We start from the raw sequence: 26,845 nt of genomic DNA on the forward strand, positions 1-26,845 counted from the left end.
ACGCGCTCATGCTGAATGAACGCGGTGACCTTGAGTTTTTCGCGAGCAAGCTCGCTCCTACAGTTGAACATCTGTCGCGGTTATCAGACTTGCGACTGAGCGCCTTCAAACCACTTCAGCTTCTCACGCAACTGCACCACTTCTCCCACAATCACCAGTGTCGGCGCATGAACCTCATGTTCCGCCACCATGCGTGGCAGGTCAGCCAGGGTGCCGGTAAACACCCGCTGGTTGGACGTGGTGCCCTGCTGGATCAACGCCGCCGGCGTATCCGCCGAACGACCATGCTTGATCAGCTGTTCGCAGATGATCGGCAACCCGATCAAGCCCATGTAGAACACCAGGGTCTGCGAAGGGCCCACCAGGTCACTCCACGGCAGGTCCGAAGTCCCGTCCTTCAAGTGCCCGGTAATGAAGCGAACCGATTGCGCATAGTCGCGGTGGGTCAGCGGAATACCGGCATACGCCGCGCAACCACTGGCCGCGGTAATACCCGGCACCACCTGGAACGGGATGCCATGGGCCGCCAGCTCTTCGATCTCTTCACCGCCACGCCCAAAGATGAACGGATCGCCACCCTTGAGCCGCAGCACGCGCTTGCCTTGCCTGGCCAGGTCCACCAGTTGCTGGTTGATCTGGTCCTGCGGCACCGCATGGTCGGCGCGACGCTTGCCGACATACACCCGCTCGGCATCGCGACGGCACAATTCAAGAATCGCCGGCGCCACCAGGCGGTCGTACAGCACCACGTCGGCCTGTTGCATCAAGCGCAAGGCGCGGAACGTCAGCAGGTCCGGATCACCCGGGCCTGCGCCCACCAGGTAGACTTCGCCCGGTGCGTGGGGCGGCGCGCCGTTGATTTTCTCCACCAGCAGACGCTCGGCTTCATCGCCCTGCCCGGCCAGTTGCCGATCAGCAATCGGGCCCTGGAAGACATCTTCCCAGAACGCGCGACGTTGCTGCACATCCGGGAACAAGCCTTTGACCTGGCTGCGAAACCGCGCCGCCAGCCCGGCCAACTGGCCGTAAGTCGACGGAATCCAGGTTTCCAGCTTGGCGCGGATCAAGCGTGCCAGCACCGGCGCATCGCCGCCGCTGGACACTGCGATCACCAACGGCGAACGGTCGACAATCGCCGGGAAGATCACGCTGCACAAGGCCGGCGCATCCACCACATTGACCGGTACGCAACGACGCCGGGCATCGCTGGACACTTGCGCGTTCAGCGGCTCGTCGTCGGTCGCCGCGATGATCAGGGTGCAACCGTCGAGGTCGGCCTCCTGATAACCACGCAAAATCAGTTCACCGCCACTGCCCTGCACCAGTTCACGCAACTGGTCTTCAATCTGGGGAGCAACCACCCGCAACAACGCGCCGGCGTCGGCCAGCAGCCGGGATTTGCGCAAGGCAATCTCCCCGCCACCGACGACCAACACACGACTGCCGCGCAGGTTATGAAACAGCGGCAGAAATTCCATTTAGCCGATGACCTCAACGCCCGCCATGTACGGCTTGAGCACTTCAGGCACGCGGATCGAACCGTCAGCCTGCTGGTAGTTTTCCAGCACGGCCACCAGGGTACGGCCTACTGCCAGGCCCGAACCGTTGAGGGTGTGGACCAGCTCGGGCTTGCCGGTTTCCGGGTTACGGAAACGCGCCTGCATGCGACGGGCCTGGAAATCACCGCAGTTGGAGCACGACGAAATCTCGCGGTATTTGTCCTGGCTCGGCACCCACACTTCCAGGTCGTAAGTCTTCACGGCACTGAAACCCATGTCGCCGGTGCACAGCGCCAGAACGCGGTACGGCAGCTCCAGCAGTTGCAGGACGCGTTCGGCGTTGGCGGTCAGGCCTTCCAGCGCTTCCATGGAAGTCGACGGCTCGACAACCTGCACCATCTCGACCTTGTCGAACTGGTGCTGGCGAATCATGCCGCGGGTGTCGCGGCCCGATGCACCGGCTTCGCTGCGAAAGCATGGCGAGTGGGCGACAAACTTGATCGGCAACTGCTTGGCGTCGAGGATTTCCCCGGCCACGATATTGGTCAGCGATACTTCGGCGGTCGGGATCAGGTACAAGTCGGCTTCGCCATCGCGGCTGATCTTGAACAGGTCTTCCTCGAATTTCGGCAGCTGGCTGGTGCCCATCAGCGCCGGAGCCTGGACCAGGTACGGGGTGTAAGCCTCTTCGTAGCCGTGCTCGCCGGTGTGCAGGTTGATCATGAACTGCGCCAGGGCGCGGTGCATGCGTGCAATCGGGCCACGCAGCAAGGCAAAGCGCGCGCCGGACATTTTGGCCGCCGTTTCGAAGTCCAGGCCACCGGTCAGTTCGCCCAGGGCGACGTGGTCCTTGATCTCGAAATCGAAGGCTTTTGGCGTGCCCCAGCGACGGACTTCGACGTTGCCGTCTTCGTCTTCGCCGATCGGCACGGATTCGTGCGGCAGGTTCGGGATGCCCAGCAGGATCGAGTCCAGTTCGGTCTGGATAACGTCCAGCTCGACTTTGCCGGAAGCCAACTCGCCAGCCATACGCTCGACGTCCGCCATCAACGGCGCGATGTCTTCGCCGCGCTGCTTGGCCTGACCGATGGATTTGGAACGCGCATTACGCTCAGCCTGCAGTGCTTCGGTGCGGGTCTGGACGGTCTTGCGCTGTTCTTCCAGCGCTTCGATGCGCGCAACATCCAAGGCAAAGCCACGGGATGCCAGGCGGTCCGCTACGTCCTGAAGGTTGCTACGTAACAGTTTGGAATCGAGCATGTCGGTCTCTCGTTTATCAAAGTTTGGTCAAGGACAGGCCAGCCCAGGTGGCGAGCAGCCCGCCGAACACGCTGACGGCCAGGTACCCGAAGGCGACCGGTGCCTGCCCGCTTTCCAGCAGGCGTAGCGTGTCCAGTGAAAAGGATGAAAAGGTCGTCAGACCGCCTACAAAACCGACAATCAAGCCGGCACGAATCTCAATCGGCACTTCCGGGCGAAGCAGAAACCACCCGTACAACAAGCCGATGATCAAACAGCCCACCAGGTTGACCGCCAGGGTCGCCGCATAAAAATGCTTCGGCCAATTGGCGCTGACCCACGTGCTGGTGGCGAAACGCAATAATGTACCAGCGATGCCGGCCACGGACACGGCAAGAATCGTTCTGAGCACTACTTTCTCCGCTGTTTCGGACTGAGCCGGTCAAGTTGGGCGAGGTGATTGAGCTTTTCGCCGATCTTCAGCTCCAGGCCGCGGGGCACCGGCTGGTAGAACGGCTGCGGCTCAAGGTCATCCGGGAAGTAATCTTCGCCAGCCGCATAGGCGTCCGGCTCATCGTGGGCGTAGCGGTATTCATCGCCGTAGCCGAGTTGCTTCATCAGCTTGGTCGGCGCATTGCGCAGGTGCAGCGGCACTTCCAGGGAACCATGCTCGGCGGCAGCACGCAGGGCGGACTTGAAGCCCATGTACACCGCGTTGCTCTTCGGTGCGCAGGCCAGATAGGTGATGGCCTGGGCCACCGCCAACTCGCCTTCCGGGCTGCCCAGGCGTTCCTGCACTTCCCAGGCGGCCAGGCACAGGCTCAGCGCACGCGGGTCGGCATTGCCGATATCTTCGCTGGCCATGCGCACCACGCGCCGGGCCAGGTACAGCGGGTCGCAACCGCCGTCGATCATCCGCGCAAACCAGTACAGCGCGCCGTCGGGGTTGGAGCCGCGCACAGATTTGTGCAGCGCGGAAATCTGGTCGTAGAACGCTTCGCCGCCCTTGTCGAAACGCCGGCGGGTGTCGCCCAACAGGCTCTGCAGCAAGTCGACGCCGATTTCGCTGCCATCCTCGGCCAGGTCGGAAGCGTTTTCCAGCAGATTGAGAAAACGTCGACCGTCGCCATCCGCAGCAGTCAGCAGGATCTTGAAGCCTTCCTCACTGACATTCAACTGGCGCTTGCCCAGGCCCTTGTCTTCGTTCAGCGCACGCTGCAAGAGCTTCTGCATCGCGGCTTCATCGAGGCTCTTGAGCACATAGACACGCGCCCGGGACAGCAAGGCATTGTTCAGTTCAAAAGACGGGTTTTCGGTGGTGGCACCAATAAAGATCAGCGTGCCGTCTTCGACATACGGCAAGAACGCATCCTGCTGCGACTTGTTGAAGCGATGCACTTCGTCGACGAACAGGATGGTGCGCTTGCCGTACTGCCCGGCCTGCTGCTTGGCGACTTCCACCGCCTGGCGGATCTCCTTGACCCCGGCCAGCACCGCCGAGACCGTCTCGAAGTGTGCATCCGAGACTTTTGCCAGGAGCCGCGCCAGGGTGGTTTTACCCACGCCCGGCGGCCCCCAGAAAATCATCGAGTGCAGCGCACCCTGCTCAAGGGCCTCGCGCAAAGGCTTGCCGCGGGCGAGCAGGTGTTCCTGCCCGACGTACTCGTCCAGGTTGGTCGAGCGCAGGCGCGCCGCCAGAGGCTGAGCAATCGGGTCACTTCGAAACAGGTCCATGGGCAGCGTTTGAAACCTCTGGGCAGTTTATTCCTGGATCACGTCGGCACCCTTCGGGATGTCGAACTTGAACTTGGATGCCGGTACCGGCTGGTTGGCCTTGACCCCGGAGAACAGGATATCGGTGCGCTGGCCGACGCTGTCAATCAGACGCATGTTGTTGATCACGCCGTTGCCAAACGACAGGGACAGCGTGTCAAAGAGCGTGTCCTTGGATTTCGGCTTAAGGGTGAATTCAATCACGTTGCTGGTCTGCTTGGAGGTAATGTCGAAGCTGTCGTTGATCTTCGACACATCGCCCGACAGCAAGAGCGCTGGCGTCTGGTTCAGGCGCGGGTCGAGCTTCTTGATGGTCGCCTGCTCCAGGTCCGGGTCCCACAGGGTGACTTTTTGGCCGTCAGAGACGATGGTCTGCTCGGCCTTGCCTTCTGTGTGCCAGTAGAACAGCCCTGGGCGCTGCACAGCCATCTCGCCGGCGGTTTCCTGCAACTGGGTGCCACCGGCATCCAGCGTGAGCTGGGAGAAGCGCGCGGTCAGGGTCTGGGATTTGTCCAACAGGTTTTTCAGGCTGGCGACGGAAGCCGGGTCAGCATGAGCCGAAACAGCAGTCAGGGCCAATGCAGGCAACAACAGCATGCGGATAAGACGCATGGGAGTCCTCTTAGATTCGGTTGCAAGGCGTGCCGCGTGTTGCCACGCGGCACGTAATCAGTCACGCATCTGCGCTGGCGCAATCACTTCGCGCGAGCCGTTGGTGTTCATCGAGGTGACCACGCCGGCCATTTCCATGGCTTCGATCATGCGGGCAGCGCGGTTGTAGCCAATCTTCAGCTTGCGCTGTACGGCGGAGATCGAGGCGCGGCGGCTTTCAAGCACGAACTGCACCGCTTCGTCGTAGAGCGCATCGGTCTCGGCATCATCGTCGCCACCGCCGCTGCCACCGTCGAAGCCGCTGCCGGCCTCTTCGACGCCGGCGAGGATGTCGTCGTTGTATTCCGGCGCGCCACGCAGTTTCCAGGCCTCCACCACACGGTGCACCTCATCGTCGGAGACGAACGCGCCGTGGACACGGATCGGCAAACTGGTGCCCGGCGGCATGTAGAGCATGTCACCGTGGCCCAGCAGTTGCTCGGCGCCGCCCTGGTCGATGATGGTCCGGGAATCGATCTTGCTCGACACCTGGAACGCCATGCGGGTCGGGATGTTGGCCTTGATCAGGCCGGTGATCACGTCCACCGACGGACGCTGGGTCGCGAGGATCAAGTGGATCCCGGCGGCCCGCGCCTTCTGGGCGATACGGGCGATCAGTTCTTCGACCTTCTTGCCGACGATCATCATCATGTCGGCAAATTCGTCGACCACCACCACGATGGTCGGCAATTTGGTCAACAGCGGCGCTTCGTCGTGGATGCTTTCACGCTTGTACAACGGGTCGGTCAGCGGCGTGCCGGCGTCCTGGGCTTCCTTGACCTTGGCGTTGAAGCCCGACAGGTTACGCACGCCCATCTTCGCCATCAGCTTGTAGCGCCGCTCCATCTCGGCAACGCTCCAGCGCAGGGCGTTCGCCGCATCCTTCATGTCGGTCACCACCGGGCACAGCAAGTGCGGAATGCCTTCGTAGATGGACAGCTCAAGCATTTTCGGGTCGATCATGATCAGCTTGGCGTCATCCGGGCCCGACTTGAACAGGATCGACAGGATCATCGCGTTCACACCCACCGACTTACCGGAACCGGTGGTACCGGCGACCAGCAAGTGGGGCATTTTCGCCAGGTCGGTGATCACCGGCTTGCCGCCGATGTCGTGGCCCAGGGCCAGGGTGACCGGCGACTTGAAGTTGTCGTACTCCGGGGTCGACAGCACTTCGGAGAAGCGCACGATCTGCCGGTCTTCGTTGGGAATCTCGATACCGACGGTGGTCTTGCCCGGAATCACTTCCACCACCCGCACGCTGGTCACGGCCAGCGAACGCGCCAGATCCTTGGCCAGGTTGGAAATGCGGCTGACCTTGACGCCGGCAGCCGGCTGGATTTCGTAGCGGGTAATCACCGGGCCCGGGTGGATCGAATCCACCGAGACTTCGACGCCGAATTCCTTGAGCTTGATTTCCAGCAGGTGGCCGACGGCCGCCAGGGATTCAGGGGAATAATTGAGCTGTTTCTTTTCCGCAGGATCAAGAATCGAGATCGGCGGCAAGGTGCCTTCCACGGCGCTGTCGACAAACAACGGCGCCTGTTTCTCTTTCTGCACGCGGTGGCTCGGCTCGGGGGTCTTCGGCGGCGCAGGGGCAATCACCGGCGGCACTTGCTTCTCGCGGTCCGACATGTGCTTGGTCAGGGCCTGCTCGCGTTCGATCAGGCGTTCCTTGACCTTGGCCTGCTCACGCCGGTCCGGCGTGCTCGGGGCTACCACCTCGTTGACGCGGGTATCCACCTCGCGCAGTTGCGCAACCATGCGTTTGCGGTCCACCCGGGCCGACCACCAGCGATTGGCGGCGCCCTGGAACAGTTCGAGCAGGTCGAGGGTGATCTTGCCGGTCACGTCCATGACCTTGAACCAGGACAGGTCGGTAAACACGGTGAGGCCGAACAGGAACAGCGCAATAAACATCAGGGTGCTGCCCTGGATGTTCAAGGTCCTGCGGGCCAGGTCGCCGAGGCTTTCGCCCAGAGCGCCGCCGGCACCGGCCGGCAGACCGGTAGGTGCGTGGAAATGGATATGGGCCAGGGCCGCGCCGGACAACACCAGGAACACCAGGCCGATCAGGCGCCAGGAGAACAGCCAGCCGCTCCATTGCCACGGCTCGTGACGCTGGCGGAAGATCTGCCAGGTCTTGATGGCCAGCAGCAACGGGAAGATGTAAGCGAAGTAACCCAGCACCATGAACAGGATGTCGGCGCTGTAGGAGCCGGCCGGACCACCGAAGTTCTGCACGTCTTCGATCTTGCTGTTGTGGCTCCAGCCTGGATCGTCCTTGCCATAGGTGAGCAAGGCCATCATCAGGAACAGGCACAGCGCGCCGATGGCGATCAGTGCACCTTCCTTGAGTCGGTAGTGCAGGTGCTGGCGCCAGGCGGGCACGACTGCGGCTTTAGGTGTTGCGGCGGATTTCTTCAAAACGGGTCTTTTCCTGCGCCTTTAGCGCGTCCATCTGTTGAATGACTGCAAAACACTGCCCAATCCGGGCAGGTAAAAAATGAACGAGTGCCAGTGGAGCTACTTTTAACACCCTGCTACTGATTCATGAAACGGCGATAACGCCCCAATGGCCGCATTGTACGGGTTTGTGTGCGCGATGCCACGCACTTGGCCCTACGTTACACAGCATAGCCAATGTTCAATTTCATAACGTTCAATTTGAGCATGCATTGTCTTTACTGACAAAGGCTTATGAGTTGTTTTTGCCAATCCAGGCTAGCTTGCCGACCGACGTACGCGATTACGACCACGCCCCCGGCATAGAGTTGCAGAAACACCCGTTCATGCTTATCTGCACCGATCCCATGTTCGGGGTAGCCCCAGAGCGTTTCGTCGACAATAATCACAGCTCTTGCAACGGACAACATCGCCGTTACCGCCCTCCCCTTCCGTAAGCCTGGATGCCATGCTGACCTGGTTACAACGCAACACCCTGACCTTCCCACCGCTGGCCAAGGCCATGCGCGAACCCAATGGCCTGCTCGCTGCCGGTGGCGACCTGTCGGCCGACCGCCTGATCCAGGCCTACCGCCACGGCTGCTTTCCCTGGTTCTCGGAAGGCCAGCCCATCCTCTGGTGGTCGCCCGACCCACGCACCGTATTGTTCCCCGATGAGCTGCACGTTTCCCGCAGCCTCGGCAAATTGTTGCGCCAGCAGCGTTACACAGTGACCTTCGACCAGGACTTCGCTGCGGTCATCCAGGCGTGCGCGGCGCCGCGCAGTTATGCCGATGGCACCTGGATCACCGAAGCCATGCAGAACGCCTACCTGCAACTGCACCAGCGCGGTTATGCGCATTCGGTGGAGGTGTGGGACGCGGGCGAACTGGTGGGCGGCCTGTACGGCCTGGCGATGGGCCAGTTGTTTTTCGGCGAGTCCATGTTCAGTCGCGCCGACAACGCCTCGAAATACGGCTTTGCCACCCTGGTTCGGCAACTACAGGCCTGGGGCTTTGTGCTGATCGACTGCCAGATGCCCACCGATCACCTGCACAGCCTCGGCGCCCGCGCCATTCCCCGCAGCGACTTCGCCAACTACCTGCGCGACCATTTGGACCAAACCAGCTCTGCTCCGTGGGTTTCCTAGGCGACTTCCCCGCACCTGGCTTACACTTATTTCAAAGCTTATCCGAGGGTTGATCATGACCGAGCTGGCGCGTTTGAAGTTTTATGCCACTCAACCCCACTCATGCAGCTATCTGCCCGATGAGCAGGCCACCACGCTGTTCCTCGACCCCAGCCAGCCGATGGACGTGCATGTGTATGCCGATTTGTCGGAAATGGGCTTCCGGCGCAGCGGCGACCACCTTTACCGGCCGCACTGCCAGAACTGCAACGCCTGCGTACCGGCGCGCATCCCGGTGGCGCAGTTCCTGCCGGACCGCAACCAGAAACGCATCCTGAAGCGCAACGCCGACCTGACCGTTACCGCCACCAAACCCGGCTTCAGCGAAGAATATTTCGACCTTTACCAACGCTACATCGAACAGCGCCACGCCGACGGCGACATGTTCCCGCCCAGCCGCGACCAGTTTTCCACCTTCCTGGTGCGCGACCTGCCCTTCTCGCGCTTCTATGAGTTTCGGCTCGAGGGACGACTGGTGGCGGTCGCCGTGACTGACCTGCTGCCCAATGGCCTGTCGGCGGTCTACACCTTTTATGAGCCCGCCGAGGAACGGCGCAGCCTGGGACGCTTTGCGATCCTGTGGCAGATCGGTGAAGCCTTGCGCCTGGAATTGGAGGCGGTGTACCTCGGATACTGGATAAAAAACTGCAAAAAGATGAACTACAAGACCCAATATCGGCCCATTGAGCTGCTAATTAACCAAAGATGGGTCACGTTGAACTAGAACCTCTTGGCTTAAACACCCTTTTTCGGGCACAATGCACGCCGCTTTTGCCTGGCGCAGTTGCACCGGGCCATTCACTGGATACCGAGGGCTTTACTGCATGTCGAAAGAAGACAGCTTCGAAATGGAAGGCACTGTCGTCGACACCCTGCCCAACACCATGTTTCGTGTGGAGTTGGAAAATGGGCACGTCGTAACCGCGCATATCTCCGGCAAGATGCGCAAGAACTACATTCGTATTCTTACCGGTGACAAAGTGCGCGTCGAACTGACGCCCTATGACCTGAGCAAAGGGCGCATCACTTACCGCGCCCGTTAATCAAGTCAATACAAAACGCCCGGTTATGCCGGGCGTTTTTGTGTGCGCGATTTACCTGAAACCAGCAATCCCTTGTGGGAGCGGGCTTGCTCGCGAATGCAGCGTGTCAGTCACTGATTATGTCGACTGGCACACCGCATTCGCGAGCAAGCCCGCTCCCACATTTGATCTGCATCGGTTTCAAGGCAGCAAAAAGGCGCCTCTCGGCGCCTTTTTGTTTTGTTGCGTCAGCTATCAGGCCATTTCAGCCGTGGTTTCGAAGTCGAAGGTCAGCTCGCCGTCCTTCAGATCGATGTGCACCACGCCACCATGGTCTGCCAGTTCGCCGAACAGGATCTCTTCCGCCAGTGGGCGCTTGATCTTGTCCTGGATCAGGCGAGCCATTGGCCGAGCGCCCATTGCCGCGTCGTAGCCACCTTCCGCCAGCCAGTTGCGCGCCGCGTCCGAGACTTCCAGCTGCACGCGCTTGTCTTCCAACTGCGCCTGGAGCTCGGTGAGGAACTTGTCCACCACGCTTTTGATGACCTCATGGCTGAGGCGACCAAACTGGATGATGGTGTCCAGGCGGTTGCGGAATTCCGGCGTGAAACTCTTCTTGATCACTTCCATGGCGTCGGAAGAGTGATCCTGATGAGTAAAGCCAATGGAAGCCCGCGCGGCCGTTTCGGCACCGGCGTTGGTGGTCATGATCACGATCACGTTGCGGAAGTCCGCCTTGCGCCCGTTGTTGTCGGTCAGGGTGCCGTGGTCCATGACCTGCAACAGCAGGTTGAAGACTTCCGGGTGCGCCTTCTCGATTTCATCGAGCAGCAGTACGCAATGTGGCTGCTTGGTGATCGCCTCGGTCAACAGGCCGCCCTGGTCGAAGCCGACATAGCCCGGAGGCGCACCGATCAGGCGCGACACGGTGTGACGCTCCATGTACTCGGACATGTCGAAACGCACCAGCTCGATCCCCATGGCCTTGGCCAATTGCCGCGCCGCTTCGGTCTTGCCGACGCCGGTAGGCCCGGCGAACAGGAACGAACCGACCGGCTTGTCCGGCGACTTGAGGCCAGCGCGGGACAGCTTGATCGCGGTGGACAGCGAGTCGATCGCCGCATCCTGACCAAACACGGTCAGCTTGAGGTCGCGCTCCAGGTTACGCAGCAGCTCCCGATCGGAGGTGTTGACGTGTTTTGGCGGAATCCGCGCGATCTTCGCCACGATATCCTCGACCTGAGGCACGTCGATGCGTTTCACACGCTTCTCTACCGGCTGCAGGCGCTGGTAGGCACCCGCCTCGTCGATCACGTCGATGGCCTTGTCCGGCATGTGCCGGTCATTGATGTAGCGCGATGCCAGCTCGGCGGCTGCACGCAGCGCCTCATCGGTGTACTCGATGCCATGGTGCGCTTCAAAGCGCCCCTTGAGCCCGCGCAGGATGCCAATGGTGTCTTCTACCGAAGGCTCGGACACATCCACTTTCTGGAAGCGGCGCGCCAGGGCACGGTCTTTTTCGAAGATCCCGCGGAATTCCTGGAACGTGGTCGAACCGATGCAACGGATATCGCCCGAAGACAGCAGCGGCTTGAGCAGGTTCGACGCATCCATCACGCCACCGGAAGCCGCACCGGCACCGATGATGGTGTGGATTTCGTCAATGAACAGGATCGCCTGCGGGCGTTTTTTCAGCTCGCCGAGCAACGCCTTGAAGCGCTTCTCGAAATCGCCACGGTACTTGGTCCCGGCGAGCAATGCGCCCAGGTCAAGGGAGTAGACGACGCTGTTGGCCAGCAGGTCGGGCACCTGGTTATCAACAATGCGTTTGGCCAGGCCTTCGGCAATCGCGGTTTTACCCACGCCTGCCTCACCGACCAACAACGGGTTGTTCTTGCGGCGACGCGCCAGGATCTGCGCCACGCGCTCAACTTCCAGCTCACGCCCTACCAGCGGATCGATCCGCCCCTGGCGCGCCAGTTCGTTGAGGTTGCTGGCATAAGCGTCCAGCGGGTTGCTCGAAGAAGAAGACTCACCGCCCTCGTCATCCTGCATATCCTGCTCACCTTCCGAGTGATCGCCATGCCCCGGCACCTTGGAAATGCCATGGGCGATGTAGTTGACGACATCAATACGGGCAACGCTTTGCTGCTTGAGCAGGAAGACGGCCTGGCTTTCCTGCTCGCTGAAGATCGCCACGAGCACATTGGCCCCTGTGACTTCGCGCTTGCCGGAGCTCTGTACGTGGAAAACGGCACGCTGCAGTACCCGCTGGAAGCCCAGGGTTGGCTGGGTCTCGCGGTCCTCGTCATGAACGGGGATCAACGGCGTGGTGGAGTCGATAAACTCCTGCAGGTCATGCTTGAGTTTGTCGAGATTGGCACCACACGCACGCAGTACGGTGGCGGCAGCTTCGTTATCCAAAAGTGCCAGCAGCAGGTGCTCGACGGTCATGAATTCATGACGCTTCGAACGGGCCTCCTTGAAGGCAAGATTGAGGGTGACTTCGAGCTCGCGGTTTAACATAGCTTCACCTCATACCCAAGTGGTCGGAGTTAACCGTCCTTCTCGATTTCACAGAGTAGCGGATGCTGGCTTTCCCTGGCGTACTGGTTGACCTGCATGGCCTTTGTCTCGGCGATGTCGCGGGTAAACACTCCACATACTGCCCGTCCTTCTGTGTGAACGGCCAGCATTACCTTGGTCGCCAACTCGCGGTTCAGGTTAAAAAACACCTCGAGCACTTCGACGACGAAATCCATCGGTGTGTAGTCATCATTGAACAAAACCACCTTGTACATCGGCGGCGCCTGTAAAGCAGGCTTGGCCTCCTGGACAGCAATGCCTGCAGAACCGTCGTCGTCTTCTTGATGATCCGGGCGATCCTGATTGAATGTTAGTCGAATCTGGCTGATTGCATGCATGGAAAGAAAGGTTCGTCAGTGGTTCAAATACAGTGGTGGGGGCGACCTGTCAGAATTTCAACTCTGACCGACTGGTCGCCTTGACTATCGGCAAATCAGTGTTACAACCAATAGAACCCACAGTGGGTAAAAAAGGTCCGCGCAGTCAACCTTATTTATTCGGGTTAGGACGGATAAACTGGATGATACTCCAGTGATGGAGTCTGGTGCAGAGGGATATGGGCATGGCGAGCGGTAAGGTCAAGTGGTTCAACAATGCCAAGGGTTACGGCTTCATCAACGAAGACGACAAGACTGACGACCTATTTGCGCATTACTCGGCTATCCAAATGGATGGCTACAAGACACTAAAGGCAGGGCAACCGGTTTCCTTCGACATCATTCAGGGACCCAAGGGCTTGCACGCAGTGAATATCAGCGCTCCAGTCAGCGCCACTACCCCCAAAGAGGGCGTTGCTCAAAAATCAAAAAGACAACTGGCCTGATCAGCCACTGAGCAAACGCTCTAAAAAAAACCGGCCCATCAGGCCGGTTTTTTTACGCCCCTGTATCAGCTTACATATGCGAAATCAGCGCATCCCCGAACGCCGACGACGACAGCAACTTGGCGCCGTCCATCAAGCGGTGGAAGTCATAGGTCACGGTCTTGGCCGAAATTGCGCCGTTGGTGCCCTTGATGATCAGGTCGGCCGCTTCGGTCCAGCCCATGTGGCGCAACATCATTTCCGCCGACAGGATCAGCGAACCCGGGTTGACCTGGTCCTTGCCGGCATACTTCGGCGCAGTACCGTGGGTGGCTTCGAACATCGCCACGGTGTCGGACAGGTTGGCGCCCGGCGCAATACCGATACCGCCCACTTCCGCCGCCAGTGCGTCGGACAGATAGTCACCGTTAAGGTTAAGGGTGGCGATCACGTCGTATTCGGCCGGGCGCAGCAGGATCTGCTGGAGCATGGCGTCGGCAATGGCGTCCTTGACCACCACATTCTTGCCGGTGCGCGGGTTCTTGAATTGCATCCACGGGCCGCCATCCAACAGGGTCGCGCCGAACTCTTCGGCCGCCACTTCGTAGGCCCATTCCTTGAAGGCACCTTCGGTGAACTTCATGATGTTGCCTTTGTGCACAATGGTCAGCGAGTCGCGGTCGTTATCCACGACATACTGCAAGGCCTTGCGCGCCAGACGCTTGGTGCCTTCCAGGGACACCGGCTTGATGCCGATCCCGCAGTTCTGGTCGAAACGGATCTTGGTGACGCCCATCTCTTCCTTCAGGAACTTGATGACCTTGATCGCTTCCGGGGAGCCGGCTTTCCACTCGATGCCGGCGTAAATATCCTCGGAGTTCTCGCGGAAGATGGTCATGTCCACATCGCCTGGCTTCTTGACCGGGCTTGGCACGCCTTCGAACCAGCGCACCGGGCGCAGGCACACATAAAGGTCGAGCTGTTGGCGCAGGGCCACGTTCAGCGAACGGATACCGCCACCGACTGGGGTGGTCAGCGGGCCCTTGATGGAAACCACGTAGTCCTTGACCGCATCCAGGGTTTCCTGGGGCAGCCAGGTGTCCTGGTCGTAAACCTGGGTGGCCTTTTCGCCGGCATACACCTCCATCCAGGAGATTTTGCGCTTGCCGCCATAAGCCTTGTTAACAGCTGCATCGACCACCTTGATCATCACCGGGCTGATGTCGACGCCAATACCGTCACCCTCGATGAAGGGGATGATCGGGTTGTCAGGAACATTGAGAGAATGGTCTGCATTGACGGTGATTTTGTCGCCGACTGCCGGAACCTGAATCTTCTTGTATCCCATGCTGAACTCCATCTATGGATTGAACATCTGGCTGCGTTCGAGCCTACTCCAGATAAATGAGGACTGAAACCTCAGGCCCTGCACATTTGCGTCGAAAACAGCACATTTAGCGGCCTACAAGCTTGAAAGCAAAGGGAAAAGCGCCAATCTTGAGCACATCATGCGACTTTAGGCGCAACCCGCTGCCTGCGACCTTTAGACCAATGGACGACACACCTTTTGTATGAAGGCTCGGCGTAAGCATAGCGACCTATGTATAATGCCGCCGCTGACCAAAGAGTCACGACGGCCGACCGCTCTAGACAGACGCCCTCCGCCAGAAAAGCCGAGCTACTACAGTAGCTCACCCGCTTGACGCTCGACTGATGCAACCCAACATCACCGCGAAGAAACTTCGACATTTCGCTCATGGATGACTTTGAACGAACGCGCTTTACCCGGCGCATCTCGAGTTTCTGCGCATGCTTTCAGCAAAGAAGAGAGTTAATCCGAATATGCCCACCCGCTCGAAGATCATCTACACCTTCACCGACGAAGCACCAGCCCTCGCCACCTATTCACTGCTGCCTATCGTAGAGGCCTTCACCGCTTCCGCTGATATTGCCGTGGAAACCCGCGACATTTCCCTGGCCGCGCGCATCCTCGCAAGCTTCCCCGAGCAACTGGGCGCCAAGGCCGTGCCGGACCACCTCGCCGAACTGGGCGACCTGGCCGTTACCCCTGAAGCCAACATCATCAAGCTGCCGAACATCAGTGCCTCGACCCCTCAGCTGCAAGCTGCGATCAAGGAACTGCAGGCCCAGGGCTACGCCCTGCCGGACTACCCGGAAACCGTAACCACCGACGCGGAAAAAGAAACCCGTGCACGTTACGACAAGGTCAAGGGCAGCGCCGTGAACCCGGTACTGCGCGAAGGCAACTCCGACCGCCGCGCCCCGCTGTCGGTCAAGAACTACGCTCGCAAGCACCCGCACAAAATGGGTGCCTGGGCTGCCGACTCCAAGTCCCACGTTGCCCACATGAGCACCGGCGACTTCTACGGCAGCGAGAAAGCCGTTCAGATCGAAGGCGCTGATGCCGTCAAGATCGAACTGATCGCCAAGGACGGTACTGCTACCGTGCTGAAGGAAAAAACCAGCGTACAAGCTGGCGAGATCATCGACACCGCCGTGCTGAGCAAGAAAGCCCTGCGCAGCTTCATCGCCGCTGAAATCGAAGACGCCAAGAAACAAGGCGTGCTGCTGTCGGTTCACCTGAAAGCCACCATGATGAAGGTTTCCGACCCGATCATGTTCGGCCAGATCGTTGCCGAGTTCTATAAAGACGCGCTGGCCAAGCACGCTGTGGTGCTGGAGCAGATCGGCTTCAACCTGAACAACGGCATCGGCGACCTGTACGCTCGCATCAAGGCCCTGCCGGCCGATCAGCAAGCGCAGATCGAAGCCGACATCCAGGCGGTATACGCTGCTCGCCCTTCCCTGGCGATGGTCAACTCCGACAAAGGCATCACCAACCTGCACGTGCCGAGCGACGTCATCGTCGACGCATCGATGCCTGCCATGATCCGTGACTCCGGCAAGATGTGGGGCACCGACGGCCAGCTGCACGACACCAAGGCTGTGATCCCGGATCGCTGCTACGCCACTATCTACCAGGCAGTGATCGAAGACTGCAAGGCCAATGGCGCCTTCGACCCAACCACCATGGGCAGCGTGCCAAATGTTGGCCTGATGGCGAAAAAAGCCGAAGAGTACGGTTCCCACGACAAGACCTTCCAGATCAAGGCTGACGGCGTAGTCCGCGTCACCGACAGCAAGGGCAACCTGCTGATGGAACAGGCTGTTGAAGCCGGCGACATCTTCCGCATGTGCCAGACCAAAGACGCGCCGATCCAGGACTGGGTCAAACTGGCCGTCAACCGCGCCCGCGCCAGCAACACCCCGGCCATCTTCTGGCTGGACCCACAGCGCGCGCACGATGGCGTCGTGGTCGAGAAAGTTCAGGCTTACCTGAAAGACCACAACACCGAAGGCCTGGACATCCGCATCATGTCGCCGGTCGACGCGATGAAGTTCACCCTGGAGCGTACCCGCAAGGGCCTGGACACCATCTCGGTGACCGGCAACGTTCTGCGCGACTACCTGACCGACCTGTTCCCGATCATGGAACTGGGCACCAGCGCCAAGATGCTGTCGATCGTGCCGCTGATGAACGGTGGCGGCCTGTTCGAAACCGGCGCTGGCGGCTCGGCTCCGAAGCACGTGCAGCAACTGGTTGAAGAGAACTTCCTGCGCTGGGATTCCCTGGGCGAGTTCCTCGCCCTGGCCGCATCCCTCGAGCATTTGGGTGTGACGTACAACAACCCGAAAGCCCTGGTACTGTCCAAGACCCTGGACCAGGCCACCGGCCAGTTCCTCGACAACAACAAGTCGCCATCGCGCAAAGTCGGCAACATCGACAACCGCGGCAGCCACTTCTACCTGGCGCTGTACTGGGCTCAAGCCCTGGCGGCCCAGACCGAAGACACTGCACTGCAAGCGCAGTTTGGCGAACTGGCCAAGACCCTGACCGCGAATGAGGCAACCATCGTTGCCGAGCTCAACGCTGTCCAGGGCAAGCCAGTGGACATCGGTGGCTACTACGCACCGAACGCCGAGCTGACCAGCAAGGCCATGCGCCCAAGCGCCACCCTCAACGCGGCAATCGCTGCGCTGGTGTAAGGTTGTAAGGATGCAAAGAAGCCCCGGCCCTGTGCCGGGGTTTCTGTTTCTGGACATGGCGCTTTTATTGAAGAACCCCAATCAAAATGTGGGAGCGGGCTTGCTCGCGAATGCGGTGGATCAGTCAATACCTCTTTAACTGACACGCCGTATTCGCGAGCAAGCCCGCTCCCACACTGAATGCAATCGCGCCTGAAGACAGCGTTACACCTTGAATCGAGGCACTTTATGACCTGGCTACCTCACATCACCGTCGCCACCATCGTCGAAGACAACGGCCGCTTCCTGATGGTCGAAGAACTCAAGGGCGGCCGCGCCGTGCTCAACCAGCCCGCCGGTCACCTCGACCCGAACGAAACCCTGACCGAGGCCGCCGTGCGCGAAACCCTCGAAGAGACCGGCTGGGACGTCGAAGCCACCGGGATTGTCGGGATTTACCTGTACACCGCTCCCAGCAATGGCGTGACCTATCAGCGCGTATGCTTCATCGCCAAGGCCCTGCAACACCACCCGGACTACCCACTGGACGACGGTATTCTGCGCGCCCGCTGGCTGACCCGTGACGAATTGATGGCCCTGCGCGAAGACTGGCGCAGCGAGCTGATTATCCGCTGTATCGATGATTATCTGGCCGGCCAACGCCACAGCCTCGAATTGATCCGCCCTTCTCTTTAGCCTTGCAGACGCGAGCCTGCTAGAATCGCGTCCTTTTTAAAGACTCCCGTTGAAATCCTATGCGTGATCCAGCCCCTTCTGACACACAAAAGAAGCGCGTCATCGTCGGTATGTCCGGCGGCGTGGATTCTTCCGTTTCCGCCGTTCTGCTCATGGAGCAGGGTTATGAGGTGGAAGGCCTGTTCATGAAGAACTGGGAAGAAGACGATGGAACGGAATATTGCACCGCCATGGACGACCTGGCGGATGCCCAGGCCGTCTGCGACAAAATCGGCATCAAGCTGCACACCGCCAACTTCGCCGCCGAGTACTGGGACAACGTGTTCGAGCACTTCCTGGCCGAATACAAGGCCGGCCGCACGCCGAACCCGGACATCCTGTGTAACCGCGAGATCAAGTTCAAGGCGTTCCTCGACTACGCGATGATCCTCGGTGCCGATCTGATTGCTACTGGCCACTACGTGCGCCGTCGCGACATCGATGGCCGCACCGAACTGCTCAAGGGCCTGGACGCCAACAAGGACCAGAGCTACTTCCTGCACGCCGTCGGCGGCGAACAGATCGCCAAGACACTGTTCCCGGTGGGCGAGCTGGAAAAGCCCGAAGTGCGCGCCATTGCCGAGAAACACGGCCTGGCCACCGCCAAGAAGAAGGATTCCACCGGGATCTGCTTTATCGGCGAGCGCCGTTTCAGCGACTTCCTCAAGCAGTACCTGCCGGCGCAACCGGGCGAGATCAAGACCACCGAAGGCGAGATCATCGGCCGTCACCACGGCTTGATGTACCACACCATCGGCCAGCGCCAGGGCCTGGGCATCGGCGGCTTGAAAGACGCCGGCGAAGAGCCGTGGTACGTGCTGGTCAAGGACCTGGAGCACAACGAGCTGATCGTGGGCCAGGGCAATGACCACCCATGGCTGTTCTCCCGCGCCCTGCTCGCCTCGGACATCTACTGGGTCAACCCGGTGGACCTCAGCAGCCCGCGCCGCCTCACGGCCAAAGTGCGCTATCGCCAGAGCGACCAGCCCTGCACCCTGGAAAAAACCGCCACCGGCTATCGCGCCACCTTCGACGACCCGCAGCGCGCCGTAACACCGGGCCAATCGGTAGTGTTCTACGACGGAGAGATTTGCCTGGGGGGCGGTGTGATCGAAGTTGCCGAACCCTGGAGCAGCCAGGCATGAGCCCGACCCAGGAGCAACTGACGGCACTGGGCGGCGTATTTCTCGCCGCGGTGCTGGTGGACAAGATCGCCAAGACCGGCCAGGTCACCGAGGCCGGCCTGACCTGCATGCTCGGCAGCCTGCTGATCCGCGACCCGAAGGACACCCTGGAAGTCTACGGCGGCGACGACCTGGCCCTGCGCGAAGGTTATCGCGCACTGGTCGGTGCCCTCGAGCGCGACCCAAGCACCTTGCAGCGCGAGCCGCTGCGCTACGCCCTGTCGATGCTCGGCCTGGAGCGTCAATTGGCCAAGCGCGACGACCTGCTGGACACCATCGGCAAGCGCCTGCCGCAGATCCAGTCCCAGGTCGAGCATTTTGGCCCGGCCCACGAAAACGTGATCGCAGCCTGTGGCGCCCTGTACCAGGACACCCTGAGCACCTTGCGCCAGCGGATCCAGGTGCACGGCGATATGCGCAACCTGCAACAACCAAACAACGCCTCGAAAATCCGCGCCCTGCTGTTGGCCGGTATTCGTTCGGCGCGGTTATGGCGCCAATTGGGCGGTCATCGCTGGCAGTTGGTGGTCAGCCGACGCAAATTGCTGAAAGAGCTTTACCCGTTGATGCGCAACGAATAAGTCGCAGCAACCGATTTTTTTATAGCCCCACGCGTAATACGCCGGTCAGTTGGCAACGGACCGGCGGATTTTTTCATGTATGATACGCGCCCCATTTCGTTGCCCGACTGTCCGAGAACACCCCATGCAGCTTTCTTCGCTCACTGCGGTTTCCCCTGTTGACGGCCGCTACGCCGGCAAAACCCAGGCCCTGCGCCCTATTTTCAGCGAATACGGCTTGATCCGTGCTCGTGTTCTGGTTGAAGTGCGCTGGCTCCAGCGCCTGGCCGCTCACCCTGGCATCAGCGAAGTGCCGGCGTTCTCTGCCGAAGCCAACGCTGTGCTGAACGCCCTGGCGGAAAACTTCGCTCTGGAGCACGCCGAGCGTGTCAAAGAGATCGAGCGCACCACCAACCACGACGTTAAAGCCATCGAATACCTGCTCAAAGAGCAAGCGGCCAAGCTGCCGGAACTGGCCAAGGTCAGCGAGTTCATCCACTTTGCCTGCACCAGCGAGGACATCAACAACCTGTCCCACGCCCTGATGCTGCGCGAAGGCCGTGATGACGTGATGCTGCCACTGATGCGCCAGACTGCCGACGCCATCCGCGAACTGGCGATCCGTTTCGCCGACGTTCCGATGCTGTCGCGCACCCACGGCCAGCCGGCTTCGCCGACCACCCTGGGTAAAGAACTGGCCAACGTGGTGTACCGCCTGGAGCGCCAGATCGCTCAAGTCGCGGCCGTACCGCTGCTGGGCAAGATCAACGGCGCCGTAGGCAACTACAACGCCCACCTGTCGGCCTATCCTGAGATCGACTGGGAAGAAAACGCCCGCGCCTTCATCGAAGACGAACTGGGCCTGGGTTTCAACCCGTACACCACGCAAATCGAACCCCACGACTACATCGCCGAGCTGTTCGACGCGATTGCGCGCTTCAATACCATCCTGATCGACTTCGATCGCGATATCTGGGGCTACATATCCCTGGGCTACTTCAAGCAGCGCACCATTGCCGGCGAAATCGGTTCATCGACCATGCCGCACAAGGTCAACCCGATCGACTTCGAAAACTCCGAAGGCAACCTCGGGATCGCCAACGCCCTGTTCCAGCACCTGGCCAGCAAGTTGCCAATCTCCCGCTGGCAGCGCGACCTGACCGACTCCACCGTACTGCGCAACCTCGGCGTGGGCTTCGCCCACAGCGTGATCGCGTACGAAGCCAGCCTCAAAGGCATCAGCAAACTGGAGCTCAACGAGCAGAAGATCGCCGCTGACCTGGACGCTTGCTGGGAAGTGCTGGCCGAGCCGATCCAGACCGTGATGCGCCGCTACAACATCGAAAACCCGTACGAGAAGCTCAAAGAGCTGACCCGCGGCAAAGGCATCACCTCCGAAGCGCTGCAAACTTTCATTGACGGCCTGGACATGCCAGCCGCCGCCAAGGCCGAGCTGAAACTGCTCACCCCGGCCAACTACATCGGCAACGCTGTGGCTCAAGCCAAACGCATCTGATAGAAGCTTGACCCCTTGAGACGCCCGGCAGCGCCGGGCGTTTTTATTCCCGTCTGAAAAGTGCTTTTTTTCAATAGGTTACACATGAATCCTGACATTCCTCTTCAACTTCTGGGCGGCATCACGGCACGGGAATTCCTGCGCGACTACTGGCAGAAAAAACCCCTGCTGATCCGCCAGGCCATCCCTGACTTCGAAAGCCCGATCGACGCCGACGAACTGGCCGGCCTGGCGCTGGAAGAAGAAGTCGAGTCGCGCCTGATCATCGAACACGGCGAACGCCCGTGGGAGTTGCGCCGCGGCCCGTTCGCCGAAGATGCCTTCAGCACCCTGCCCGAGCGCGAGTGGACCCTGCTGGTGCAGGCGGTCGACCAGTTCGTGCCGGAAGTGGCCGAACTGCTGGAAAACTTCCGCTTCCTGCCAAGCTGGCGCATTGACGATGTGATGATCAGCTACGCCGCCCCGGGTGGCAGCGTGGGCCCGCACTTCGACAACTACGACGTGTTCCTGCTGCAAGGTTCCGGCAAGCGCAACTGGAAGATCGGCCAGATGTGCAACTCCGAAAGCCCGCTGTTGCAACACGCGGACCTGCGCATCCTCGCCGAATTCGAAGAAACCGCCGAATGGGTGCTGGAACCGGGCGACATGCTCTACCTGCCGCCACGCCTGGCCCACTGCGGCGTGGCCGTGGATGATTGCATGACCTACTCCGTAGGCTTCCGCGCCCCGAGCGCCGCTGAAGTGCTGACCCACTTCACCGACTTCCTCAGCCAGTACCTGACTGACGAAGAGCGCTACACCGACGCCGATGCCCAGCCGGTCAGCGACCCGCACCAGATCCAGGGCGACGCCCTCGACCGCCTGAAAAGCCTGTTGGCCGAGCACATGAGCGACGAGCGCATGCTGCTGACCTGGTTCGGCCAGTTCATGACCGAGCCGCGCTACCCGGAACTGGTCGCCGGCCCGGAAGTGGAAGAAGAAGACCTGCTGGGCAGCCTGGAAAACGGCGCCGTGCTGATCCGCAACCCGAGCGCCCGCCTGGCCTGGTCCGAAGTCGACGACGACCTGCTGCTGTTCGCCAGCGGCCAGAGCCGCCTGTTGCCGGGCAAGCTGCGGGAACTGCTGAAGCTGGTGTGCGCCGCCGACGCCCTGCACATCGACAACCTCGGCCCATGGCTGGCGGATGAAGATGGCTGCGCCCTGCTGTGGGAACTGGTCAAGCAAGGAAGCCTGGGGTTTGCCGATGAATAAGATTCACGTAAGTGTCGCGGACTGGCAAAAGGATATCGCCGAGATACGGCGCATTCGTGAAGCGGTATTTATCGCTGAACAATCGGTTCCACCGGAGCTGGAATGGGATGCAGACGACGCGAGTGCCGTGCATTTCCTGGCGTTCGAAGGCGACTTTCCCATCGGTACTGCACGCCTGCTGCCTACCGGCGAGATCGGCCGCGTGTCGGTTCTCAAAGACTGGCGCGGCCTGAAGGTCGGCGACAAGCTGATGGAAGCGGTGATCGGCGTGGCCGAGAAACGCGGCCAGACCCGGCAGATCCTCAGTGCACAGGTCCATGCGGCGCCGTTTTATGAGCGCCTGGGCTTCAAGATTGTCAGCGATGAGTTCCTGGAAGTCGGGATTCCTCACGTTGATATGGTGCGCGAGGGCTGATCCGAGACCGAGTCGCGCCCTTCGCAGGCAAGCCAGCTCCCACATTCGATCCAGCACATCCTTTGGAATGAGGTCAAATGTGGGAGCGGGCTTGCTCGCGAAGGCGCCATCAGCAACACCTCAAAAGGCCCTGCCATCCCCCGATGCCAGGGCCTTTTGCCGTCCAGGATTCAACTTGCACCCCGCCAGGCCGACAAACTGGCAATATCTAGCCTAAATGACTCGCAGAGATAACGGACATGTCCCTACGCACCCTGCTCACCCTGTTGCTCCTGGCCACCAGTTTCTCGGTGATGGCCGCCACCGAAGTCGTGCCCCTGAGCAACCGCACCAGCGCCGACCTGCTGCCGGTGGCGCAGAACTTTATCGGCAAGGACGGCACCGTCAGCGCCTACGGCAACCAACTGATCGTGAATGCCGAGCCCGACAAGATCCAGGGCCTGCGCGCCCTGCTCGCGCAACTGGATACGCCCTCCAAACGCCTGTTGATCACCGTCGACACCAACGAAAACAACCAGCAGAGCAACGGCAACAATCAAACACAGGTCATCACCTACAGCACCGAAAGCCGTGACGGCGGGATCCAGCAGATCCAGGCCAGCGAAGGCGTGCCCGCGCTGATCCAGATCGGCCAGAGCGTGCCCCTCACCACCACCCAGCCCGATGCCTACGGCCGCCCGCAGAACCAGACCCAGTATCGCAACGTAACCCAGGGCTTCTACGTGACGGCCAGCGTCACCGGCGAGACCGTTCACCTGAGCATCAGTACCAATCGTGACCGCATGAGCCAGGAACGTCCCGATGTAGTGAACGTGCAAAGTACCGACACAACTGTCAGCGGACGCCTGGGCGAGTGGATCACCCTGGCCGGTATCAACCGCCAGACCCAGGCCGACAAAACCACTACAACCCGCAGCTACTCTACTCAAGGGCGCGATGACCTGACATTGCGGGTCAAAGTCGACACGCTGAACTGAAGCACCAAAAACTGACTGGCGAGTCGTATTAGACTAAAGATGTAGTGCTTGAAAAAAAGCACTACAAAACATTTGACGATCCAAAAAAGCATGGGCATGATGGCCTCGCTCCCGCTAATCAGGGGCCCTGGCAAGGGCCTTCGGATCGTCGCTCAAAGCCACCCACCTGAGCCGATTCGTGTCTGTACCGCCCACAAGGTGTGTTTGACGAGGTTGCGACTGGAACGAAGTTGTCCCGAGGGACGGAAGCTAACCAGGTAACCCGGCAACACACTGATGGATCGTACAAAGGCCCACGACGCCCGAAGACTGTTCGCAGTTCGCCCTTACCTGCTCAACTCCCCCTTGAGCCTATCGTTCATCCCGTCGCCTTCCCCGCCAAGCCTGACTTGACCGCCTAAGCTTCTGGTCAGCGAGCAGCCATAACCACGCACTGATTACGTGGCTGGCAAATGGAATTTTCCACCTAGACCTATGCGACGAGGTTTTTCCCCATGGCACTGACACGCGAACAGCAAATTGCAGCCCTTGAAAAAGACTGGGCTGAAAACCCACGCTGGAAAGGCGTGACCCGCGCTTATTCCGCTGCTGACGTCGTCCGCCTGCGTGGCTCGGTTCAACCTGAGCACACCTTTGCAAAACTCGGCGCCGAGAAGCTGTGGAAGCTGGTCACCCAGGGTGCCAAGCCGTCCTTCCGTCCCGAAAAAGATTTCGTCAACTGCATGGGCGCCCTGACTGGCGGCCAAGCGGTTCAACAGGTCAAAGCCGGTATCCAGGCGATCTACCTGTCTGGCTGGCAAGTGGCAGCGGACAACAACTCCGCTGAATCCATGTACCCCGACCAATCGCTGTACCCGGTGGACTCCGTGCCAACCGTGGTCAAGCGCATCAACAACTCGTTCCGCCGTGCCGACCAGATCCAGTGGAAAGCCGGTAAAGGCCCGGGCGATGAAGGCTACATCGACTACTTCGCACCGATCGTTGCAGACGCTGAAGCCGGTTTCGGTGGCGTACTGAACGCCTACGAGCTGATGAAGAGCATGATCGAGGCAGGCGCTGCCGGCGTTCACTTCGAAGACCAGCTGGCTTCGGTGAAGAAATGCGGCCACATGGGCGGCAAGGTACTGGTTCCAACCCAGGAAGCTGTTCAAAAGCTGACGGCTGCTCGTCTGGCTGCTGACGTTGCTGGCACTCCGACCATCATCCTGGCCCGTACCGATGCCAACGCGGCTGATTTGCTGACCTCGGATTGCGACCCGTACGACCAGCCGTTCGTGACTGGCGAACGTACCCAGGAAGGTTTCTATAAAGTGCGCGCCGGTCTCGACCAGGCGATCGCTCGTGGCCTGGCCTACGCGCCGTACGCCGACCTGATCTGGTGCGAAACCGCCAAGCCGGACCTGGACGAAGCTCGCCGCTTTGCCGAAGCCATCAAGAAGGAATACCCGGATCAACTGCTGTCCTACAACTGCTCGCCTTCCTTCAACTGGAAGAAGAACCTGGACGACGCGACCATCGCCAAGTTCCAGCGTGAACTGTCTGCCATGGGCTACAAGCACCAATTCATCACCCTGGCCGGCATTCACAACATGTGGCACAGCATGTTCAACCTGGCGCACGACTACGCCCGCAACGACATGACTGCCTACGTGAAGCTGCAGGAACAAGAGTTCGCTGATGCTGCCAAGGGTTACACCTTTGTGGCGCACCAGCAGGAAGTGGGCACCGGTTACTTCGACGACATGACCACCGTGATCCAGGGCGGCACCTCGTCCGTGACTGCGCTGACCGGTTCGACCGAAGAAGAGCAGTTCCACTAAGTACTGAGTACACGGCCACTGCGGCCCCACGGAAGACCTAACCGCAGTGCCGCACGATCTGACGCCCCGACTGGTTCGGGGCGTTTTTTTGGGCGCCTGAAAAGCACTGGAGTGTGAGAGCAGCCACGGTCAACTGTAGGAGCTGGCTTGCCTGCGATGCCGACAACTCGGTTTCTGCGATACACCGAGGCGATGCTATCGCAGCCAAGCCAGCTGCCACAGGAAAGCAGAGCGGCACGCGCCTTGGCCCAGCCTTTGATTGGGCTTTTGAATATGTGCCCCTGCGCGCCCTCGCCAGCCGATTTCGATCAAAACATTGATCCAGAGCGCTATTCCCATCTGCAAAACCAGTTAAAAGATCCGCTTTACCAACTAGCATCACCCGCACAAGTAACAACAACTTCCCGCGCTAAACCCCGAACAGTTGTTTAAAACCCACGCAAACAATATTCATTATCATTTAGAGCATGAAAACTTCTTTACCGGTTAAACAAAACACAATTCATGAAAAGCCCGCTAATGCCCGCAGCACAAGGGCTACAGCCCCAAGAAGGTGCACTATGTCCTTATTCCAACGAATAATTTCGCTATAGGAATTTTACTTGCCCGGTGTTTAGCCATAAAATCACCGCGATTGATTGCGCTGCGACATATCGTCACTGCATCGTTACTTTTTCGAGCTCAGAGACCTTTGCTCTCTGTTAAGGATTTCCAGCATGACCGAAGCGACAGGACTCATGGCCCACAACTGGGGCTTTGCCATTTTCCTCCTCGGTGTAGTCGGCCTTTGCGCCTTCATGCTCGGCGTCTCCAGCCTCCTCGGGTCAAAAGCCTGGGGCCGCAGCAAAAACGAACCGTTCGAGTCCGGCATGCTACCTACAGGTGGCGCCCGCTTGCGGCTCTCAGCCAAATTCTATCTGGTCGCGATGCTCTTCGTGATCTTCGACATCGAAGCCCTTTTTCTCTTTGCCTGGTCTGTGTCCGTCCGCGAAAGCGGCTGGACCGGATTCGTCGAAGCCCTCGTTTTCATAGCAATTCTGTTGGCAGGCCTTGTCTACCTATTTCGAGTGGGCGCCCTTGACTGGGCTCCGGAAGCTCGTCGCAAGCGGCAAGCGAAGCTGAAACAATGAGGCT

At 60.0% G+C, this 26,845-nt stretch carries 23 protein-coding genes; 14 read left to right on the forward strand and 9 right to left on the reverse strand.

From position 1 onward, the window contains the following. Positions 1-83 precede the first annotated feature (83 nt). Genes cysG through HX873_RS06175 form a run of 6 tightly spaced genes read right to left on the reverse strand, consistent with a single transcriptional unit; the run spans position 84 to position 7,589 of the window. The gene (gene cysG / locus HX873_RS06150) at positions 84-1,478 is read right to left on the reverse strand and encodes a siroheme synthase CysG (RefSeq protein ID WP_003219620.1); all 1,395 of its coding nucleotides are present in this window, start codon (positions 1,476-1,478) and stop codon (positions 84-86) included. Continuing rightward, on the reverse strand, positions 1,479-2,759 hold the full coding sequence (gene serS / locus HX873_RS06155) for a serine--tRNA ligase (RefSeq protein ID WP_003219618.1): 1,281 nt from the start codon (positions 2,757-2,759) through the stop codon (positions 1,479-1,481). 16 nt (positions 2,760-2,775) lie between these two features. Then, positions 2,776-3,150 (reverse strand): fluoride efflux transporter CrcB, encoded by a 375-nt coding sequence (gene crcB / locus HX873_RS06160; RefSeq protein ID WP_003219617.1) that lies wholly within the window; start codon positions 3,148-3,150, stop codon positions 2,776-2,778. Further along, a complete protein-coding gene (locus tag HX873_RS06165; RefSeq protein WP_177122477.1) occupies positions 3,150-4,472 on the reverse strand; it encodes a replication-associated recombination protein A in 1,323 nt (440 codons plus the stop codon). Before HX873_RS06165 ends, crcB begins: the two co-directional genes overlap by 1 nt. Before the next feature lie 27 nt (positions 4,473-4,499). Further along, positions 4,500-5,123, reverse strand: coding sequence for an outer membrane lipoprotein chaperone LolA (gene lolA / locus HX873_RS06170; RefSeq protein WP_003219615.1), 624 nt, complete (start codon positions 5,121-5,123; stop codon positions 4,500-4,502). A 57-nt stretch (positions 5,124-5,180) separates the two neighbouring features. Continuing rightward, the gene (locus tag HX873_RS06175; protein WP_177122478.1) at positions 5,181-7,589 is read right to left on the reverse strand and encodes a DNA translocase FtsK; all 2,409 of its coding nucleotides are present in this window, start codon (positions 7,587-7,589) and stop codon (positions 5,181-5,183) included. A gap of 487 nt (positions 7,590-8,076) precedes the next feature. Here HX873_RS06175 and aat point away from each other — a divergent pair, with 487 nt between their 5' ends. The 3 genes from aat to infA all read left to right on the forward strand — a co-directional run bounded on the left by aat (position 8,077) and on the right by infA (position 9,839). Next, positions 8,077-8,757, forward strand: a complete 681-nt coding sequence (gene aat, locus HX873_RS06180; RefSeq protein WP_003219611.1) for a leucyl/phenylalanyl-tRNA--protein transferase — start codon at positions 8,077-8,079, stop codon at positions 8,755-8,757. Between the two features lie 55 nt (positions 8,758-8,812). Beyond that, the gene (locus HX873_RS06185; RefSeq protein WP_003219609.1) at positions 8,813-9,520 is read left to right on the forward strand and encodes an arginyltransferase; all 708 of its coding nucleotides are present in this window, start codon (positions 8,813-8,815) and stop codon (positions 9,518-9,520) included. A 100-nt stretch (positions 9,521-9,620) separates the two neighbouring features. Next, positions 9,621-9,839, forward strand: coding sequence for a translation initiation factor IF-1 (gene infA, locus HX873_RS06190; protein ID WP_002553999.1), 219 nt, complete (start codon positions 9,621-9,623; stop codon positions 9,837-9,839). Between the two features lie 234 nt (positions 9,840-10,073). Here infA and clpA read toward each other — a convergent pair whose 3' ends face one another. Then, on the reverse strand, positions 10,074-12,344 hold the full coding sequence (gene clpA / locus HX873_RS06195) for an ATP-dependent Clp protease ATP-binding subunit ClpA (protein WP_003219606.1): 2,271 nt from the start codon (positions 12,342-12,344) through the stop codon (positions 10,074-10,076). Between the two features lie 29 nt (positions 12,345-12,373). Then, complete coding sequence (clpS, locus tag HX873_RS06200) at positions 12,374-12,742, reverse strand: ATP-dependent Clp protease adapter ClpS (RefSeq protein ID WP_003219604.1); 369 nt, start codon at positions 12,740-12,742, stop codon at positions 12,374-12,376. A gap of 224 nt (positions 12,743-12,966) precedes the next feature. On the opposite strand from clpS, the gene cspD reads away from it, so the two are divergent. Next, positions 12,967-13,227, forward strand: coding sequence for a cold shock domain-containing protein CspD (gene cspD, locus HX873_RS06205; protein ID WP_023658953.1), 261 nt, complete (start codon positions 12,967-12,969; stop codon positions 13,225-13,227). Between the two features lie 70 nt (positions 13,228-13,297). Here cspD and icd read toward each other — a convergent pair whose 3' ends face one another. Beyond that, on the reverse strand, positions 13,298-14,554 hold the full coding sequence (gene icd, locus HX873_RS06210; RefSeq protein ID WP_003219599.1) for an NADP-dependent isocitrate dehydrogenase: 1,257 nt from the start codon (positions 14,552-14,554) through the stop codon (positions 13,298-13,300). Positions 14,555-15,048: 494 nt separating this feature from the next. Here icd and HX873_RS06215 point away from each other — a divergent pair, with 494 nt between their 5' ends. The 10 genes from HX873_RS06215 to HX873_RS06260 all read left to right on the forward strand — a co-directional run bounded on the left by HX873_RS06215 (position 15,049) and on the right by HX873_RS06260 (position 26,841). After that, a complete protein-coding gene (locus HX873_RS06215; protein WP_008431567.1) occupies positions 15,049-17,274 on the forward strand; it encodes an NADP-dependent isocitrate dehydrogenase in 2,226 nt (741 codons plus the stop codon). 228 nt (positions 17,275-17,502) lie between these two features. After that, positions 17,503-17,949, forward strand: a complete 447-nt coding sequence (locus HX873_RS06220; RefSeq protein WP_008431568.1) for an NUDIX hydrolase — start codon at positions 17,503-17,505, stop codon at positions 17,947-17,949. 59 nt (positions 17,950-18,008) lie between these two features. Next, positions 18,009-19,133, forward strand: coding sequence for a tRNA 2-thiouridine(34) synthase MnmA (mnmA, locus tag HX873_RS06225; protein WP_003219588.1), 1,125 nt, complete (start codon positions 18,009-18,011; stop codon positions 19,131-19,133). Next, positions 19,130-19,753, forward strand: a complete 624-nt coding sequence (gene hflD, locus HX873_RS06230) for a high frequency lysogenization protein HflD (protein WP_003219586.1) — start codon at positions 19,130-19,132, stop codon at positions 19,751-19,753. The genes mnmA and hflD overlap by 4 nt, the downstream gene beginning before the upstream one ends. A 124-nt stretch (positions 19,754-19,877) precedes the next feature. Beyond that, on the forward strand, positions 19,878-21,248 hold the full coding sequence (gene purB / locus HX873_RS06235; protein WP_003219584.1) for an adenylosuccinate lyase: 1,371 nt from the start codon (positions 19,878-19,880) through the stop codon (positions 21,246-21,248). An 84-nt stretch (positions 21,249-21,332) separates the two neighbouring features. After that, positions 21,333-22,499, forward strand: coding sequence for a cupin domain-containing protein (locus HX873_RS06240; protein ID WP_003219582.1), 1,167 nt, complete (start codon positions 21,333-21,335; stop codon positions 22,497-22,499). Continuing rightward, positions 22,492-22,914, forward strand: coding sequence for a GNAT family N-acetyltransferase (locus tag HX873_RS06245; RefSeq protein ID WP_003219580.1), 423 nt, complete (start codon positions 22,492-22,494; stop codon positions 22,912-22,914). The genes HX873_RS06240 and HX873_RS06245 overlap by 8 nt, the downstream gene beginning before the upstream one ends. A gap of 239 nt (positions 22,915-23,153) precedes the next feature. Then, a complete protein-coding gene (locus tag HX873_RS06250; RefSeq protein ID WP_008432800.1) occupies positions 23,154-23,891 on the forward strand; it encodes a secretin N-terminal domain-containing protein in 738 nt (245 codons plus the stop codon). Positions 23,892-24,385: 494 nt separating this feature from the next. Further along, positions 24,386-25,711, forward strand: coding sequence for an isocitrate lyase (gene aceA / locus HX873_RS06255; RefSeq protein WP_003219577.1), 1,326 nt, complete (start codon positions 24,386-24,388; stop codon positions 25,709-25,711). Positions 25,712-26,427: 716 nt separating this feature from the next. Next, a complete protein-coding gene (locus HX873_RS06260) occupies positions 26,428-26,841 on the forward strand; it encodes an NADH-quinone oxidoreductase subunit A (RefSeq protein ID WP_003219575.1) in 414 nt (137 codons plus the stop codon). The last annotated feature ends 4 nt before the right edge of the window (positions 26,842-26,845 follow it).

This window comes from Pseudomonas sp. P7758 (genome assembly GCF_013386485.1).
Classification (GTDB): Bacteria; Pseudomonadota; Gammaproteobacteria; order Pseudomonadales; family Pseudomonadaceae; genus Aquipseudomonas.

Bases quoted from the DNA above. Each gene is read 5' to 3' on its own strand.
- cysG (WP_003219620.1), bottom strand. From the start codon at position 1,478: ATGGAATTTCTGCCGCTGTTTCATAACCTGCGCGGCAGTCGTGTGTTG.
- serS (WP_003219618.1), bottom strand. From the start codon at position 2,759: ATGCTCGATTCCAAACTGTTACGTAGCAACCTTCAGGACGTAGCGGAC.
- HX873_RS06165 (WP_177122477.1), bottom strand. From the start codon at position 4,472: ATGGACCTGTTTCGAAGTGACCCGATTGCTCAGCCTCTGGCGGCGCGC.
- lolA (WP_003219615.1), bottom strand. From the start codon at position 5,123: ATGCGTCTTATCCGCATGCTGTTGTTGCCTGCATTGGCCCTGACTGCT.
- aat (WP_003219611.1), top strand. From the start codon at position 8,077: ATGCTGACCTGGTTACAACGCAACACCCTGACCTTCCCACCGCTGGCC.
- HX873_RS06185 (WP_003219609.1), top strand. From the start codon at position 8,813: ATGACCGAGCTGGCGCGTTTGAAGTTTTATGCCACTCAACCCCACTCA.
- infA (WP_002553999.1), top strand. From the start codon at position 9,621: ATGTCGAAAGAAGACAGCTTCGAAATGGAAGGCACTGTCGTCGACACC.
- clpA (WP_003219606.1), bottom strand. From the start codon at position 12,344: ATGTTAAACCGCGAGCTCGAAGTCACCCTCAATCTTGCCTTCAAGGAG.
- clpS (WP_003219604.1), bottom strand. From the start codon at position 12,742: ATGCATGCAATCAGCCAGATTCGACTAACATTCAATCAGGATCGCCCG.
- cspD (WP_023658953.1), top strand. From the start codon at position 12,967: ATGGCGAGCGGTAAGGTCAAGTGGTTCAACAATGCCAAGGGTTACGGC.
- icd (WP_003219599.1), bottom strand. From the start codon at position 14,554: ATGGGATACAAGAAGATTCAGGTTCCGGCAGTCGGCGACAAAATCACC.
- HX873_RS06215 (WP_008431567.1), top strand. From the start codon at position 15,049: ATGCCCACCCGCTCGAAGATCATCTACACCTTCACCGACGAAGCACCA.
- HX873_RS06220 (WP_008431568.1), top strand. From the start codon at position 17,503: ATGACCTGGCTACCTCACATCACCGTCGCCACCATCGTCGAAGACAAC.
- mnmA (WP_003219588.1), top strand. From the start codon at position 18,009: ATGCGTGATCCAGCCCCTTCTGACACACAAAAGAAGCGCGTCATCGTC.
- hflD (WP_003219586.1), top strand. From the start codon at position 19,130: ATGAGCCCGACCCAGGAGCAACTGACGGCACTGGGCGGCGTATTTCTC.
- purB (WP_003219584.1), top strand. From the start codon at position 19,878: ATGCAGCTTTCTTCGCTCACTGCGGTTTCCCCTGTTGACGGCCGCTAC.
- HX873_RS06240 (WP_003219582.1), top strand. From the start codon at position 21,333: ATGAATCCTGACATTCCTCTTCAACTTCTGGGCGGCATCACGGCACGG.
- HX873_RS06245 (WP_003219580.1), top strand. From the start codon at position 22,492: ATGAATAAGATTCACGTAAGTGTCGCGGACTGGCAAAAGGATATCGCC.
- HX873_RS06250 (WP_008432800.1), top strand. From the start codon at position 23,154: ATGTCCCTACGCACCCTGCTCACCCTGTTGCTCCTGGCCACCAGTTTC.
- aceA (WP_003219577.1), top strand. From the start codon at position 24,386: ATGGCACTGACACGCGAACAGCAAATTGCAGCCCTTGAAAAAGACTGG.
- HX873_RS06260 (WP_003219575.1), top strand. From the start codon at position 26,428: ATGACCGAAGCGACAGGACTCATGGCCCACAACTGGGGCTTTGCCATT.